The organism is Paraburkholderia caffeinilytica, assembly GCF_051027425.1.
Taxonomy (GTDB): Bacteria; Pseudomonadota; Gammaproteobacteria; order Burkholderiales; family Burkholderiaceae; genus Paraburkholderia; species Paraburkholderia caffeinilytica_A.
On record NZ_CP186553.1, the window covers coordinates 948,484 to 963,271 of the forward strand.

Sequence of the window (14,788 nt, forward strand, 5' to 3'; positions counted from 1 at the left end):
CTTGACATCTGTTCTCACCACGACCGCCGACCCGCTTGAGTCCGCGGTCTCGAAGGTCAAGCGGCACGTGTTGCCGCTTTTTCTGATCATGTTCATTGCGAACTACATCGACCGCGTGAATATCGGATTCGTCAATTCCCACATGCAGACCGACCTCGGCATCGGCGCGGCCGCGTACGGCCTGGGGAGCGGCCTGTTCTTCATCGGCTACGCGCTGTTCGAAGTGCCGTCGAACGTATTGATGCAGAAGTACGGCGCGCGCGCCTGGCTGACCCGCATCATGGGCACCTGGGGATTGGTCGCGGCCGCTATGGCATTTGTCTGGAACGATACGTCCTTCTACGTGCTGCGCTTCCTGCTCGGCGTTGCCGAGGCCGGCTTCTTTCCGGGCGTGGTGTTTTACTTCACCCAATGGCTGCCGCAAAAAGAACGCGGCAAGGCCGTGGCGGTCTTTCTCGGCGGTTCCGCACTTGCTTCGGTGTTGTCCGGTCCGATTACCGGCAGCCTACTGTCTATTCGCGGATTCGGCCTGCACGGCTGGCAATGGATGTTTCTTATCGAAGGCGCCTTCTCGATCGTGCTGTGCGGCGTGAGCTGGATGTTGCTGAAGTCGCGCATTCGCGACGCCTCGTGGCTGACGGCTGAAGAGCAGACCGTTCTCGAAGCGTCGATTGCGGCGGAGCAGGCCGAACGCGTAGCGCACGGCGGCGCGCATCTGCCCGCGATAAAGCTGCTGAAGGACCCGCAGATTCTGCTGTTCTGCTTCCTGTACTTCGCGATCCAATTGACCATTTACGCGGCGACCTTCTGGCTGCCGACGATCATTCGCAAGATGGGCGGACTCTCGGACTTCCAGGTCGGCATGCTCAATGCGATCCCGTGGCTCATCGCCATGGTCGCGATGTACTGTTTCGCGGTGTTGTCGGCAAAATGGCGCTTCCAGCAGGCGTGGATGGCCGTGGCGCTCGTCATCGCGGCGTGCGGTCTGTTTGCCTCGACGTCAGCTAATCCGGTACTGTCATTCGTGGCGATCTGCTTCTCGGCGATCGGTTTCAAGGCGGCGTCTTCGCTCTTCTGGCCGATTCCCCAGGGTTATCTGGATGCACGCGTTGCCGCGGCGGTCATCGCGTTGATCAATTCGCTGGGCAACCTTGGCGGATTCTTCGCGCCGGCCGCATTCGGCTATCTGCAGCAGCATACCGGCTCGATTACCGGTGGCCTGTACGCCTTGGGCGTGGCTTCGCTGATCGCGGCAGCGGCGGGTTTCCTGACCCGCAATCGCCGTGTGGACCACGACGCGTTGCCGGAGTCGCTGCATAGCAAAGCCCACTGACCGTCGAAAATGGTCGACGATGAATAACGCATTTCTCACTTTCTGTCCGGCACGGGTCTCAAGCGCGCTGATTCAACGCGCGGACGCCCGCTGGCTGGCTCACTAACTCAACCGGGTCCATTCTCATGTCCACGAACTCTTCCCAATCGAACGCTACGCCGATCGTGACCGAACTGCGCGTCGTGCCCGTCGCCGGCCGCGACAGCATGCTGATGAATCTGAGCGGCGCGCATGGCCCGTTCTTCACGCGCAACATCGTTATTTTGCGTGATAGTGCCGGCCATACCGGCGTCGGCGAAGTGCCGGGCGGCGAGAGCATTCGCAAGACGATCGACGACGCGCGTCCGCTGGTTGTCGGTCAATCGATCGGCAATCTCCAGGCGATCCTGAACAAGGCGCGCACGCAGTTTGCCGACCGAGATGCGGGTGGGCGCGGCCTTCAGACTTTCGATCTGCGCACCACCATTCACGCGGTGACCGCGCTTGAAGCCGCGCTGCTCGATCTGCTCGGGCAGCATCTGGGCGTGCCGGTCGCAGCACTGCTCGGCGAAGGTCAGCAACGCGACGAAGTGGAAATGCTCGGTTACCTGTTCTATATCGGCGACCGCAAGAAAACCGATCTGCCGTACGCGAGTGGCGCGGAAGGACGCGACGACTGGGAGCGTGTGCGCACTGAAGAAGCGATGACGCCTGAGGCCGTGGTGCGGCTTGCCGAAGCGGCGCAAGCGCGCTACGGCTTCAACGATTTCAAGCTCAAGGGTGGCGTGTTGCCCGGCGACGCCGAAATCGAAGCAGTCACGGCGCTCGCTGAACGCTTCCCCAACGCCCGCGTCACGCTCGACCCGAATGGCGCATGGTCGCTCGCGGAAGCGGTGCGCCTGTGCCGCGATCAACACGACGTGCTGGCTTACGCGGAAGATCCGTGCGGCGCGGAGAACGGTTATTCGGGCCGCGAGGTGATGGCCGAATTCCGCCGCGCAACCGGTTTGCCCACGGCGACCAACATGATCGCCACCGACTGGCGTCAGATGGGTCATGCGATCCAGTTGCAGTCCGTGGATATTCCGCTGGCCGATCCGCACTTCTGGACCATGCAGGGTTCCGTGCGCGTGGCGCAGATGTGCAACGAATGGGGCCTCACCTGGGGCTCGCATTCGAACAATCACTTCGACATTTCGCTCGCGATGTTCACGCATGTCGCCGCAGCGGCGCCGGGCAAGATCACGGCAATCGACACGCACTGGATCTGGCAGGACGGTCAGCGCCTGACGCGTGAACCGTTGCAGATCGTCGGCGGCAAGGTCAAGGTGCCGCAGGCGGCGGGCCTCGGTGTCGAGCTGGATATGGACGAGATCGAGAAGGCGCACGCGCTGTATCAGCAACATGGCCTCGGCGCGCGCGACGACGGCATCGCCATGCAGTATCTGATTCCGAACTGGAAGTTCGACAACAAGCGCCCGTGCCTGGTGCGCTGAACTTCTGACGCTAAGCCTCCAATGATCTGAGCGGCCGTCCGTGCGGCCGTTCGCTTTCACCCGCAATTCACGCTATCAAGCCATTACGCTATGACCTCACCTCAAGAACTCAAGGCGATCGTTTCTGAAGGCCTGCTGTCCTTTCCGGTAACCGACTTCGACGAGCAGGGCGATTTCCGCGCCGCGACCTATGCCGAGCGCCTGGAATGGCTCGCTCCGTATGGTGCGACCGCGCTGTTTGCCGCCGGTGGCACGGGCGAGTTTTTCTCGCTGACCAAAAGCGATTACACGAACGTGATTCGCACGGCGACCGAGACTTGCCGAGGCAAGGTGCCGATTCTGGCAGGCGCGGGCGGCCCGACGCGCGTGGCGATCGAGTACGCGCAGGAAGCCGAGCGTCTTGGCGCAAGCGGTGTGCTGCTGATGCCGCACTATCTGACCGAGGCATCGCAGGAAGGGATTGCCGCGCACGTCGAGCAGGTCTGCAAGGCGGTGAAGAACATCGGCGTGATCGTCTATAACCGCGCGAATTCGAAGCTGAATGCGGACATGCTCGAACGTCTCGCGGACCGTTGCCCGAATCTGATCGGCTTCAAGGACGGTGTGGGTGAAATCGAGGCGATGGTGACGATCCGGCGGCGTCTGGGCGACCGCTTTTCGTATCTTGGCGGGTTGCCGACCGCGGAAGTCTACGCAGCGGCTTATAAGGCGCTGGGCGTGCCGGTGTATTCGTCGGCGGTGTTCAACTTTATTCCGAAAACCGCGATGGATTTCTATCGCGCGATTACCGCGGACGATCACGCTACCGTCGGCAAGCTGCTCGACGAGTTCTTCCTGCCGTATCTGGCGATCCGCAACCGCCGTCAGGGTTACGCGGTGAGTATTGTGAAGGCCGGCGCGAAGCTGGTCGGCCACAGCGCGGGTCCGGTGCGCGCCCCGCTGACCGATCTGACTGAAGAAGAGATGGCACAACTCGACGTGCTGATCAGGAAGCTCGGCGCGCAGTAAGTGGCGCAGGTGGTGGCGGCGTTTGCGTCAACCACCTGGTAACCACCTGGCCATCACCTGACTTCCGCCGCGCTCAACTCCGCCGGAACACAACGTGCGAAATGCGCTGCACGAGCAACGCGGCCGCCAGTGCCGCCACCGCCGTCAGCCATACGCCGATATGAATCGACTGCACCAGGGCATCGCGTGCCGTATCGATCAGCGCCAGCGTATTGAGCCCCGACGGCTTCATATCCGCGATCAGTTTCAAGCGCGAGGCTTCGTCGATCAGAATACGCAGATCGACGAAGCGAGGCTGCCACTGCGATACGGCCGGCTCGCCGAGCACGCTCATCGTGCGCGTGACCACGTCGCGATAGTGATGCTGCACGACGGTTGCCACAATGCTGGTGCCCAGCATCCCGCCCACCATCCGCGTGGATTGCAGCAGCGCCGTCGTGATGCCGAAGCGTTCGCGCCCGGCAATCTCCTGGCCGAACACATTCAGGTTGTTCAGAATGAACCCCAGACCGATGCCGACGGCCGCCATCGGCAATTCGATCCACACGTGCGGCGTCTCCGGATTGGCAAACGCCAATGCGATCGATGCGAACAGCAGCAGCGCGAAACCGATCGACAGAATCCGCGTGGGCTTCTTCATGTGAATCACGATGCGCGTGTTCAGCACGCTGCCGAGCGCGATGCAGGCGGCAATCGGCGTGGCGAGCAGGCCGGCTTGTTGCGGCGACAATCCGAAGCCGCCTTGCAACAGCAGCGGCGCGAAAAAGATCAGCGAGAACATCACGAAGCCGGACAGGAAGCCGAGTACAAAGAGCGTGACGAGTTGTCCGTCCTTGAACAGGTCGAGCGGAATGATCGGATGCGTGGCGCGCTTCTCGCACACCAGTAGCGCGATCGCGCCCACGGCCACGAAGGCGGCCAGCGCCAGGTTGCCGCTCGTCAGACCGTGTTTCGGCACTGCTTCGATGAGCGCCTGAAGGCCGCCCAGCACGGCGGCGACCAGCGCAGCGCCGAGCCAGTCGATCTTGACTTCGCCTTCGTGCGGGCGCTGGAAGTTGGGCAGATGCGCCCAGATGAAATAGAGCGCCGCGGCGCCGACCGGCAGATTGATCAGGAAGGTGGAACGCCAGCCCCAATGCTCGCTCATCCAGCCACCCAGCGACGGACCCGCTGCGGTGCCGATTCCGTACGCGGCCGCCATGACCACCTGCCAGCGCACCCGTGCGCGCGGATCGGGGAACAGGTCGGGTATCGACGCGAACGCCGTGCCCACCATCATCCCGCCGCCGACCCCTTGCAAGCCGCGCGCGATCACGAGAAACAGCATGTCGTTCGCGATGCCGCAGAGCACGGACGCGACGGTGAACGTGATGACCGCGGCGATCACGAAACGCTTGCGGCCGAAATAATCGCCCAGACGGCCGAACACGGGGACCGTCACCACCGACGCCAGCAGGTACGCGCTGGCAATCCATGCGTAGTACTCGAAGCCATGCAGTTCGGCGACGATGGAAGGCAGCGCGGTGCTGACGACGGTCTGGTCGAGCGCGACCAGCATATTGACGAGGCCGATGCCGAGCATGGCTAGCAGGGCGTTTCGGAAAGGCAGGGCAGTCGCAGTCGGATTCACGGGGCTGAGCGAGAAGGGCTTTTCAGGGTAGGCGCCGCGCGAGAGGACGCAGGCCAGGGTCGTGACGACAACGCTGTCTTATGGTTGTCTGACCTCTTGGGGGAATTATACGGGTTTCCCCCTACGAAAAACTATTTTCATCCGCGCGAGCGCGATACTCAACGTGGCCAGTGTTTGCGAGAGACGATAGCGAAGCTCACCGCGATCGCACCGGTCGTGACGGGAGGCGTTGTGCTGGATATCGCGTCGCCGAAGCGAGGGCGGCGAGTGCGCGCATTGTGCGCATTGCGTGGGTCGGGACTGGGGATTGAGGCGGTGTCTGGCTCGTCGCCGGCGACGGGTTGGCCCTCGGTGGCCGGTTCACGGGGCGCCCGAGTCTGGCGACGCTTTGGGCTTCGAGGAGGCATTGTGGTTCGCGTGGGGAAGGACATGTCCTTATTGAACGCTTTGCCTATCGATTAGTAAAATGAATGTTTTAACCCAAACGATAATCTTACGGAATGGAACTGAAACTGCTGAAGACCTTCCTGACGGTTGTCGAATTGCACCATTTCAGTCGCGCGGCAAATGCGCTGCATATGAGCCAACCGGCGCTCAGCAAGCAGATCGGCGCGCTGGAAGCCAGCCTCGGTGGCAAGTTGTTTGAACGGGGGCGGCACGGTGCGGAACTCACACCGCTCGGCGAGCGTTTTCTGCCCGATGCGCAAGCGCTGGTACGCGACGCGAATGAAATCCTGTTGCGTGCGCGAGAAGCCAGCAGTGGGCGGCAAGGTCATCTGCGCGTCGGTATCTGTCTGTCCGTGCTGACGCTCGTGCCGCGGCTTATCGCCGATTTCCGCCGGCAATATCCCGGCGTGGCTGTCACGCTTAGCGATCTTTCTTCCGCCGAGCAAACGCGCCGCCTTCTCGCCGGCAAGCTGGATGCCGGGTTCCTACGCTTGCCGTCTATGGAAGGCCTGTCGTCGTTCAGCGTGATCGAGGAAGGACTCGCGCTGGCGTTGCCGCCACACCTTGGATACAAGCGGCTCCCGGCCGACCTGGGCGTGCTCAATGAAATCGGCTTCATCGCCTTGCAGCGCTCGCGCGGCCCTGGACTTGCTGCGCAGATCGACCGGTGGTGTCTCGAACGCCGTTTTGTACCGAATGTGACGCAGCAGGCTGAAGACGTACAGTCGGTCCTCGCGTCAGTTGCCGCGGGAGTGGGTATCGCATTTATTCCGTCGCACGCGCAGCAGTTACTGCGTGACGCAACGGTGCTGGAGCTTCGTGGCAAAGAGGCGAAGTGGCGCGTGGGACTCGCATGGCCATCCGCTCGCGACAATCCCCTGGCGACGCGCTTTGCCTCGTTCGTGCGCGCTGCAATGAAAGGCGTTTGATCCGCGCATCTTTATTGTTGCCAGAGACGGACGACGGTACAGCCCTTACGCGTCTTTCAGCCAGGGCATTTCCACCGGTGACACGACCAGATGCCGGGATTCCCGTTTCAGTTCGAAGATGAACCCGACCAGGATCATGGAGTCGGCGTACGGGATCGGGAATACGTGAGGATTGTCCGCGCTGAGCAGCGGGTGCGCCGGCGTATTGGCTGTCGTCGCGGCGTTGTCGCGAACGCTCTCCAGCTCGTCGACCATTGCCTGCCCACTGACTTTCAGGACGCGATTGCGCAGGTCGCTGAAGGGTTCGATGCGCGCCCCGTCTTCGTTGTATTCGGGCACTTCATAGATGAACCAGGACATGTGCGTCTCCAGTAAAAAGGGGGCCATTCTAGCAGCGGGCATAGCGCGCCTCCGTTTCATAACGGCGGAGATCGCGTCGCACGCTGCCCCCAATAATGAAAAACGGCTGAGACAAAAGTCTCATCCGGCTTGATGCTGCACTGCGGTGTGCCCTTCCGGAACCTGCATGCTAAAAGTCATCCTGAGCGCGCTACTCTGCGACGCGCACCGAGCCGACCGGAGACATTCATGCCCTATGTTCCGCAAGTGAGCCACATCGACCGGATTCGCAAGCTGATCGAAGGCCGGGGGCCTGATCGCGGCGGCGATGCCAGGCGGCTGGCTTCGTCATACCGGCGCTCGCTCGAGCAATATCATCTCGATCCTGGCCTGACAAAGGGGCCGCGCATTCTGACCGTGCCGGAATTACGCGACGTGCAGCATCGGGAAGAATCGGTTTTACGGGCCTCAGGAGAGTGTCTTTCGCGTCTGCACGAGACGGTTCGCGAAGCGGACTACTGCGTAATGCTGACCGATGCGCAGGGCGTGACGATCGATTATCGCGTTGACCGGGAACGGCGTCACGACTTCAAACGAGCGGGACTTTATCTGGGCTCCTGCTGGTCCGAGCGTGAAGAGGGGACCTGCGGCGTCGCGGCCGTGCTGCTCGATTCCCAACCGATCACGGTTCATAAGACGGATCATTTTCGCGCCGCTTTTACCACGTTGACCTGCAGCGCGTCGCCTATCTTCGGGCTCGACGGCGAGCTGATCGGCGTGCTGGACGCTTCTGCGATTCGCTCGCCTGACGAACGCGAAAGCCAGCGTCTGATCAACCACATCGTGCGGCATAGCGCGGTGTTGATCGAAGACAGTTTCTTTCTCGACGCGACCACGCATTGCTGGGTTTTGCTGGCGCATCGGAACCGCCACTACGTGGAAGCACAACCGGAGATTCTGATTGCCTTCGATGCGCGCGGCAATGCGGTCGCGGCAAACCGGCGGGCGAAGGAGTGCGTGCCGGGCCTCGACCGGCTGCCGCGACCAGTCTCCGAGCTATTCGATGTCCGCGCCGAACGTCTTCTGGATGTCAGGCCAGGCCGCGACATGGTCTCGATGAAATTTGCGGGCAATGGCTCGCCGCTTTATGCACGTGTTCGTCCCCCCGTCGTTCGCGCACAGCGGCACGCTGCGCCGAAGCCCCGGGATCCTGCCCGCGAGGCGCAACCCACACTCACCGATATCGACGCCCTTGAGCGCGATCGCATCGTCGCCGCCCTGACGGATGCGAAATGGCATCCGGACGAGACAGCCCAAACCCTGGGCATCTCGCGCGCGACGCTTTATAGACGGATCGCCAAGTTCGGCATTGTCCCGCCTCACCGGCGATAGCGGTCCACGGTTATCCAGCGGGCAAAGAACCCGCGCATTACTTCGACGTTTCACTAATCCGTATCGAATGGAGGAGCAACCATGCCTGAAAATAATGCAAGCCAGACTATTACCCATGTTCTGGAATCCCTGGAGTCGGCGCTTAAACGCGGGGATACCGCTGCGGGCGTCGCGTTGTTTCAACCGGAGTGCTATTGGCGCGATCTGGTTGCGTTCACCTGGAATATCAAAACCATGGAGGGCCGGGACCAGATCGGCGCCATGCTCGATGCACAACTCGACGCCATTAAACCCACGCGTCTGAGGCTCGCCGAAAATGAAGTACCGAGCGAAGCAGACGGTATAGCCCAGGCGTGGATCACGTTCGAAACGGAGGTCGCTCGCGGCAGCGGTTTTATCCGCGTGAAGGACGGCCTGATCTGGACCTTGCTGACCACCATGGGTGAGCTGAAGGGCCATGAAGAACCCAAAGGCAACCGCCGTCCGATGGGAGCGGAACATGGCGCGCGCATGGATCGAACGAGCTGGAAGGAACGTCGCGAAGCCGAAGCCCAGGCGCTCGGCCGCGCGGAGCAGCCGTACTGTTTGATCGTGGGCGGCGGGCAGGGCGGGATTGGACTGGGTGCGCGTCTGCGGCAACTGGGTGTGCCGACGATCATCGTCGATAAGAATCCACGTCCTGGCGACCAGTGGCGTAACCGCTACAAGTCATTGTGTCTGCATGATCCGGTCTGGTACGACCACATGCCTTATTTGCCGTTTCCGGATAACTGGCCGGTTTTCACGCCCAAGGACAAAATCGGCGACTGGCTCGAGATGTACACCAAGGTCATGGAGCTGAACTACTGGGGATCGACGGTTTGCAAATCCGCGCGCTACGACGAGGCGAAGGCGGAATGGGTGGTCGAGGTCGAGCATGACGGTGAGACGCTGACGCTGCGGCCCAGGCAGCTTGTGCTTGCCACGGGCATGTCCGGTAAGCCGAATGTCCCTTCGTTCAAAGGCATGGATGTGTTCAAGGGCGAGCAGCATCATTCGTCGAAACATCCTGGGCCGGATGCATACAAGGGCAAGAAAGTGGTCGTGATCGGCGCGAACAATTCCTCGCATGATATTTGCGCGGCGCTGTGGGAATCGGGCGTCGACGTCACGATGGTTCAGCGTTCGTCCACGCATATCGTCAAGTCCGATTCGCTGATGGAGTTTGCGCTCGGCGATCTGTATTCCGAGCGCGCGGTAGCGTCCGGCATGACCACGTCGAAAGCCGATCTGACGTTTGCATCGATCCCGTACAAGATCCTGCACACGTTTCAAAAGCCGGTATTCGATGCAATCAGAGAACGCGATGCCGAGTTCTACGATCGCCTGGAAAAACGCGGTTTCATGCTCGACTTTGGCGACGACGACTCCGGCCTCTTCATGAAATATCTTCGTCGCGGGTCGGGCTATTACATCGATGTCGGCGCCGCCGACCTTGTCGCGGACGGCAAGATCAAACTGAAGAGCGGCGTGGATGTGGTCGAACTGAAAGAGCACTCTGTCCTGCTAAGCGACGGCACTGAATTGGAGGCGGATCTCGTCGTCTACGCAACCGGCTACGGATCGATGAACGGCTGGGCCGCCGATCTCATCTCGCGTGAAGTGGCGGATAAAGTGGGCAAGGTGTGGGGGCTGGGTTCGAATACGACGAAAGACCCGGGACCGTGGGAAGGCGAGCAACGCAACATGTGGAAGCCTACGCAGCAGCCCGCCTTGTGGTTTCATGGCGGCAATCTGCATCAGTCGCGCCACTACTCCCAATACCTATCCCTGCAATTGAAGGCGCGGATGGAGGGCATTGCGACGCCGGTTTATGGCCTGCAGGAAGTGCACCACCTTTCCTGACGTCGGTGTGCTGTCGATGCGCGGACCCTTTCCATCCCAATGTTAAGAAGGCCGGGGTGGGAAAGCGACGCGCATCGACGCAATGCCGTTAATGCTTGATCAGCGCGTCGCCTTCCGGGGCGAAGCAGTACACACCCGTGCACCTGCAAAACACAACGAGTGGTTTAACCAGGATTGATTTCATCCTGGCTGCGCCGTGTAGTGCGAGGGCCGAGGATCCGCAGCGTGATAGCCACGACTATCAGTGCGGTTGCGATGATGCCGAACATGGCGCCGGCGCCTTGCTGGTTCAACACGGGGAGCAAGATAAAAGGCAGCATGCCACTCACGATGCGGGACAACGAATAAGTACTGCCGATGGCGGTTGAACGCACGCTGGCGGGAAAGATCTCCGACTGGTAGACGTGATACGCGTTGCTGAATACGTTCGAGGCACAGGTCGTCAACACGCCGAAGAGAACGATCAATCCCGAGTTGTTGGAGTAGGCGAAACCCAGGCCAAAAACCGCAATGGACAATATGGAGCCGATTACCAGGGTACGGCGCTCTATCCAGTTGAGTAGTGGAATCGAGAGTAAAGATCCGACCGGGTAGCCAAGGAACGACAAAGCGATAAACAGCGTTCCATCGGTGACGTCGAAGCCACGGCTTTTCACCACGGTGCTGGCCAGTGTGCCGAAACCGTAGTAGCCAAATCCCTGGAGCGAATGGAAGATGATCAACATCAGGTAGCGCGTGTTGTAGGGAGACCGGCGCAGCAAGGCGACGCGCTCGCCCAGCGTCATCGGATTTCGCTTGACGGTTGTTTCAGGCGAGATGACCGAAACCGTCACGCCCGCACTGGCGGCAAAGCGCCGAAGCATGGCGTGCGCCTCTTCGACGCGACCCTGCGCCAGTAGCCAGCGCGGGCTTTCGGGCAGCTTATGTTGCACGAGCAGAACCAGTACTGCGCCCAGGCTGCCGATCACCAGAATAACGCGCCAGCCCGCCACGGCGCCAAAGTGCAGAGGATTGAGCCAAAGCGCCAGGAATCCGACCAGTGGTACGGCAACGTACGAGGCGGTATACGCCCATGCGGCCATTCGCCCGCGACGTTCCTTGGGCAGAATCTCGGACAGAAAACTATCGGCAACAGGATAGATCGCTCCTACGCCAATGCCGGTGAGGAAGCGGCAAATCACTAGCATTTCGGCATTGATCGAGAATGCGCCGATCAGCGAAAAGCCGCTGTACCAGATCAGATTGAATAAGAAAGCTTTGCGACGGCCGATCCGGTCGGCCATGCTGCCCAGAAAAAATGCACCAAAGAACATGCCGATAAACGCCGAAGCCAGCAGCAGCTTGAAATCTGTGCTGTGTCTATCGATACCGTACTCTCCCTGCAGCGCCGCACCGATTGAGCTGACAAGAAAAATTTCGAACATATCGAAGAACAAGCCGATGCCGATCACCCACACCACAAATCGATGTAGCGAACCCGCAGGCATGTTATCCATCCAGCCGCCCAGTGTGGTGGCGCCAGCATGAAGGGTGTGTGCATCGTCGGCTACGGTGCGCGGGTCGGATGAAGCAATGCGCGCAGGGGCGGCCGCATTTCTGCCGGCGTCCAGATTGCTGGTGTTCATGTTTGTCTCCGTTTCTCTGTTTTCGGGTCGGCTTATGCGCCGTTCACCACGTTGATTGATACGCAGGCGATGTCGTCGCATCACCCCATCAGTTCGGATATCTCGATCAGATTCAGATCGGGATCTCGCACATACACGGAGCGAATCTTCTGCGTGGCGCCGGTGCGCGCAACTGGGCCTTCGACAATCGGCCATTCGCAGCGGGCGAGATGCGCCATCACTTCGTCGAGTGGAACGGTGGCGATGAAGCACAGGTCGAGCGCGCCCGGCACGGGAACATGGGCCTTCGGTTCGAATTCAGCGCCGCGCACGTGGACGTTGATCTTCTGATTGCCGAAGCGAAATGCAATACGTCCCTCGCCAAACGTCTCGAGTTGCATCTGCATGACCTCGGTGTAGAAGCGCTTCGTTGCAGCGAAGTCGACGCAGGTGAGTACGAGATGATCGAGATGGTCGATGAGTGCCATGTCATGCTCCTGATGAAAATGCGCGTTGTTCCGGCAGGCCGTCAGCCGCGCTGCAAGGCATCGTGTGCAGATCAAGACGCCGTCCGGCCTTGAGCAACTGGCTCGGCACGTCGTGGCCGATCAGTCCAGGAAGCAGCGCGGAGGCGGACAGCACGGCGGCGAGATCCACGCCGGTGTCGTAGCCGTCGAGTTCGAGCATGTGCACCAGTTCCTCGGTGCAGACGTTGCCCGTTGCACCCGGCGCGTAGGGACATCCGCCGAGACCGCCGAGCGACGCGTCGAAGCGGTCGATGCCGGCATCCAGTGCGGCGAGCGTGTTGGCGAGCGCCATGCCGCGCGTGTTATGAAAATGCAGCGTGAGTTCGAGCGCGGCGAAGCGCTCGCGCGCGGCTGCGCACAGCACGCCCACCTGCGATGGGTAGGCCATGCCGGTGGTGTCGCACAAGGTCACGCCATGCACGCCGAGATCGGCGAAGCGCTGTATCCAGTCCAGCACGTCGGCCTGTTCGATATCGCCTTCCATGGGACAGCCCATTGCTGTGGACAGCGACACGTTGATTGCAACCCTGGTTTGCCTGACCACGCCGATCACGTCACGCAACTGGGCGAACGATTGCTCTCGGCTCATGCGCAAGTTCGCGCGATTGTGGCTCTCGCTAACCGACATCACGAGATTGACTTCGTCGACGCCGCACGACAGCGCGCGCTCGGCGCCGCGCAGATTCGGAACGAGCACGGTATAGACCACGCCTTGACGTCGTGCGATCCGTTGCATCACGGCTTCCGCATCGCGCAAGGCGGGAATCGCTTTCAGCGAGGTGAACGAGGTCACTTCGATTTTGGCGTAACCGCACGTGCTCAGACGATCGATCAGTTCGATTTTGGCGTCGGTGTCGACGAACCGGGCCTCGTTCTGGAAGCCGTCGCGGGTGGCGACTTCCTGGATATACAGACGCTTGCTGCTCATGCTGTGCCCCTGTTCAGATGATGCCGCGTGCGCGCCAGGCGTCGCGGGTCGTCGGGCCGATGCCGAGGTTTTCCAGCACCGCGTCGGTGTGCTGGCCGAGCGTGGGCGCGTGGGTGTTCACTGTACCCGGCGTCGCGCTCAGTTTCGGGACGATGCCTGGCACCTGCACCGGCGTGCCGTCGGGGAGCCGGGCGTCGAGAATCATGTCGCGCGCGTGATAATGCGGGTCGCTCGCAATGTCGGCGACGTCGTAGATTTTTCCGGCGGGAATGCGCGCTTCATTGAGTGCGGCGAGCACGTCGTCGAGCGTGCGGTGGTGGGTCCAGTCGGCGATCGCGGCATCCAGCCGCTCGACGTTCTTCACGCGGCCATCGTTCTGGGCGAGTGCGGGATCGTCGGCTAGGTCCTGACGGCCGATCAGTTCCATCAGACGCCGGAAAATGCTGTCGCCATTGCCTGCGATCAGCGCATATTTGCCGTCGCTGCAGCGATAGGCATTCGACGGCGCGATCCCAGGCAGGCTGCTACCCGCCGGCTGACGCACGGCGCCGAATGCCGAGTACTCGGGCAGCAGGCTTTCCATCGTGTTGAAAACCGACTCGTAGAGGGCGACGTCGATCATCTGGCCCGCACCGCCGTTCTGGTCGCGATGGCGCAGCGCGAGCAGGATGCCGATCACGCCATGCAAGGCGGAGAGGGAGTCGCCGATGGAGATGCCCACGCGCACAGGCGTGCGCCCGGTTTCGCCGCTCAGATGCCGCAAGCCGCCCATCGCTTCGCCGATGACACCGAAGCCGGGACGGTCGCGATAAGGGCCGGTCTGCCCATAGCCGGATACGCGCAGCATCACGAGGCCTGGATTCAGCGCGTGCAGTTCATCCCAGCCGAGGCCCCATTTTTCGAGCGTGCCGGGACGAAAGTTTTCGATCAGCACGTCGCTCTGCGCGACCAGTTGGCGAACCACGTCCTGGCCTTCGGATGAGCGAAGATCGAGCGTAACGGATTCCTTGTTGCGCGATTGCGCCGCCCACCAGACAGACGTGCCTTCATGCAGCAGGCGCCATTTGCGCAGCGGGTCGCCCGTGCCGGGCGGTTCGATCTTGATGACGTGCGCGCCGAACTCGGCGAGCATTTTTCCGGCGAAGGGGCCGGCGATGAGCTGGCCCATTTCGAGCACGCGAACGCCGTCTAACGGCTTCGTCATGGTTGTCTCCTTGCAAACGTCGTTCTCTTGACGCTCACTTTGCGACAAACCGCGCGTGCTGATAATCAATGGATTCTCAATGACCCTT

The 14,788-nt window shown here is 61.3% G+C and carries 12 protein-coding genes; 6 read left to right on the forward strand and 6 right to left on the reverse strand.

Translation table 11 applies throughout. From position 1 onward, the window contains the following. The first annotated feature begins 1 nt into the window (after position 1). The 3 genes from ACOSV0_RS24740 to kdgD all read left to right on the forward strand — a co-directional run bounded on the left by ACOSV0_RS24740 (position 2) and on the right by kdgD (position 3,816). Positions 2–1,333 carry an MFS transporter gene (locus ACOSV0_RS24740; RefSeq protein WP_434114566.1) on the forward strand — a complete coding sequence of 444 codons (1,332 nt, stop codon included), beginning with the start codon at positions 2–4 and terminating at the stop codon, positions 1,331–1,333. Positions 1,334–1,458: 125 nt separating this feature from the next. After that, a complete protein-coding gene (gene gudD / locus ACOSV0_RS24745; RefSeq protein ID WP_434114567.1) occupies positions 1,459–2,808 on the forward strand; it encodes a glucarate dehydratase in 1,350 nt (449 codons plus the stop codon). A gap of 90 nt (positions 2,809–2,898) precedes the next feature. After that, positions 2,899–3,816 carry a 5-dehydro-4-deoxyglucarate dehydratase gene (kdgD, locus tag ACOSV0_RS24750; protein WP_434114568.1) on the forward strand — a complete coding sequence of 306 codons (918 nt, stop codon included), beginning with the start codon at positions 2,899–2,901 and terminating at the stop codon, positions 3,814–3,816. Positions 3,817–3,889: 73 nt separating this feature from the next. Here kdgD and ACOSV0_RS24755 read toward each other — a convergent pair whose 3' ends face one another. Beyond that, entirely contained in the window at positions 3,890–5,398 is a 1,509-nt protein-coding gene (locus ACOSV0_RS24755; protein WP_434114570.1) for an MFS transporter, read from the reverse strand. A 548-nt stretch (positions 5,399–5,946) separates the two neighbouring features. On the opposite strand from ACOSV0_RS24755, the gene ACOSV0_RS24760 reads away from it, so the two are divergent. Continuing rightward, positions 5,947–6,822: a LysR family transcriptional regulator gene (locus ACOSV0_RS24760; protein ID WP_434114572.1), complete on the forward strand. Its 876-nt coding sequence runs from the start codon at positions 5,947–5,949 to the stop codon at positions 6,820–6,822. 45 nt (positions 6,823–6,867) lie between these two features. Here ACOSV0_RS24760 and ACOSV0_RS24765 read toward each other — a convergent pair whose 3' ends face one another. Next, positions 6,868–7,182 (reverse strand): helicase, encoded by a 315-nt coding sequence (locus ACOSV0_RS24765; RefSeq protein WP_434114573.1) that lies wholly within the window; start codon positions 7,180–7,182, stop codon positions 6,868–6,870. Positions 7,183–7,410: 228 nt separating this feature from the next. Between ACOSV0_RS24765 and ACOSV0_RS24770 the strand changes: the two genes are divergently transcribed. Together ACOSV0_RS24770 and ACOSV0_RS24775 are read left to right on the forward strand one after the other, a co-directional pair. Further along, positions 7,411–8,553, forward strand: coding sequence for a GAF domain-containing protein (locus tag ACOSV0_RS24770; RefSeq protein ID WP_434114575.1), 1,143 nt, complete (start codon positions 7,411–7,413; stop codon positions 8,551–8,553). Between the two features lie 81 nt (positions 8,554–8,634). Beyond that, positions 8,635–10,437, forward strand: coding sequence for an NAD(P)/FAD-dependent oxidoreductase (locus tag ACOSV0_RS24775; protein WP_434114577.1), 1,803 nt, complete (start codon positions 8,635–8,637; stop codon positions 10,435–10,437). A gap of 164 nt (positions 10,438–10,601) precedes the next feature. Here ACOSV0_RS24775 and ACOSV0_RS24780 read toward each other — a convergent pair whose 3' ends face one another. The 4 genes from ACOSV0_RS24780 to ACOSV0_RS24795 all read right to left on the reverse strand — a co-directional run bounded on the left by ACOSV0_RS24780 (position 10,602) and on the right by ACOSV0_RS24795 (position 14,700). Beyond that, a complete protein-coding gene (locus ACOSV0_RS24780) occupies positions 10,602–12,062 on the reverse strand; it encodes an MFS transporter (protein WP_434114579.1) in 1,461 nt (486 codons plus the stop codon). Positions 12,063–12,142: 80 nt separating this feature from the next. Next, positions 12,143–12,529, reverse strand: a complete 387-nt coding sequence (locus ACOSV0_RS24785; protein WP_434114581.1) for a VOC family protein — start codon at positions 12,527–12,529, stop codon at positions 12,143–12,145. A gap of 1 nt (position 12,530) precedes the next feature. After that, positions 12,531–13,496, reverse strand: a complete 966-nt coding sequence (locus ACOSV0_RS24790; RefSeq protein WP_434114582.1) for a hydroxymethylglutaryl-CoA lyase — start codon at positions 13,494–13,496, stop codon at positions 12,531–12,533. Between the two features lie 13 nt (positions 13,497–13,509). Further along, a complete protein-coding gene (locus ACOSV0_RS24795; RefSeq protein ID WP_434114584.1) occupies positions 13,510–14,700 on the reverse strand; it encodes a CaiB/BaiF CoA transferase family protein in 1,191 nt (396 codons plus the stop codon). Between the last annotated feature and the right edge of the window lie 88 nt (positions 14,701–14,788).

What these genes read in the sequence shown, in the direction of transcription:
- gudD (WP_434114567.1), top strand. Translation starts at nt 1,459, where the DNA reads ATGTCCACGAACTCTTCCCAATCGAACGCTACGCCGATCGTGACCGAA.
- ACOSV0_RS24765 (WP_434114573.1), bottom strand. Translation starts at nt 7,182, where the DNA reads ATGTCCTGGTTCATCTATGAAGTGCCCGAATACAACGAAGACGGGGCG.
- kdgD (WP_434114568.1), top strand. Translation starts at nt 2,899, where the DNA reads ATGACCTCACCTCAAGAACTCAAGGCGATCGTTTCTGAAGGCCTGCTG.
- ACOSV0_RS24780 (WP_434114579.1), bottom strand. Translation starts at nt 12,062, where the DNA reads ATGAACACCAGCAATCTGGACGCCGGCAGAAATGCGGCCGCCCCTGCG.
- ACOSV0_RS24790 (WP_434114582.1), bottom strand. Translation starts at nt 13,496, where the DNA reads ATGAGCAGCAAGCGTCTGTATATCCAGGAAGTCGCCACCCGCGACGGC.
- ACOSV0_RS24755 (WP_434114570.1), bottom strand. Translation starts at nt 5,398, where the DNA reads ATGCTCGGCATCGGCCTCGTCAATATGCTGGTCGCGCTCGACCAGACC.
- ACOSV0_RS24795 (WP_434114584.1), bottom strand. Translation starts at nt 14,700, where the DNA reads ATGACGAAGCCGTTAGACGGCGTTCGCGTGCTCGAAATGGGCCAGCTC.
- ACOSV0_RS24785 (WP_434114581.1), bottom strand. Translation starts at nt 12,529, where the DNA reads ATGGCACTCATCGACCATCTCGATCATCTCGTACTCACCTGCGTCGAC.
- ACOSV0_RS24775 (WP_434114577.1), top strand. Translation starts at nt 8,635, where the DNA reads ATGCCTGAAAATAATGCAAGCCAGACTATTACCCATGTTCTGGAATCC.
- ACOSV0_RS24770 (WP_434114575.1), top strand. Translation starts at nt 7,411, where the DNA reads ATGCCCTATGTTCCGCAAGTGAGCCACATCGACCGGATTCGCAAGCTG.
- ACOSV0_RS24760 (WP_434114572.1), top strand. Translation starts at nt 5,947, where the DNA reads ATGGAACTGAAACTGCTGAAGACCTTCCTGACGGTTGTCGAATTGCAC.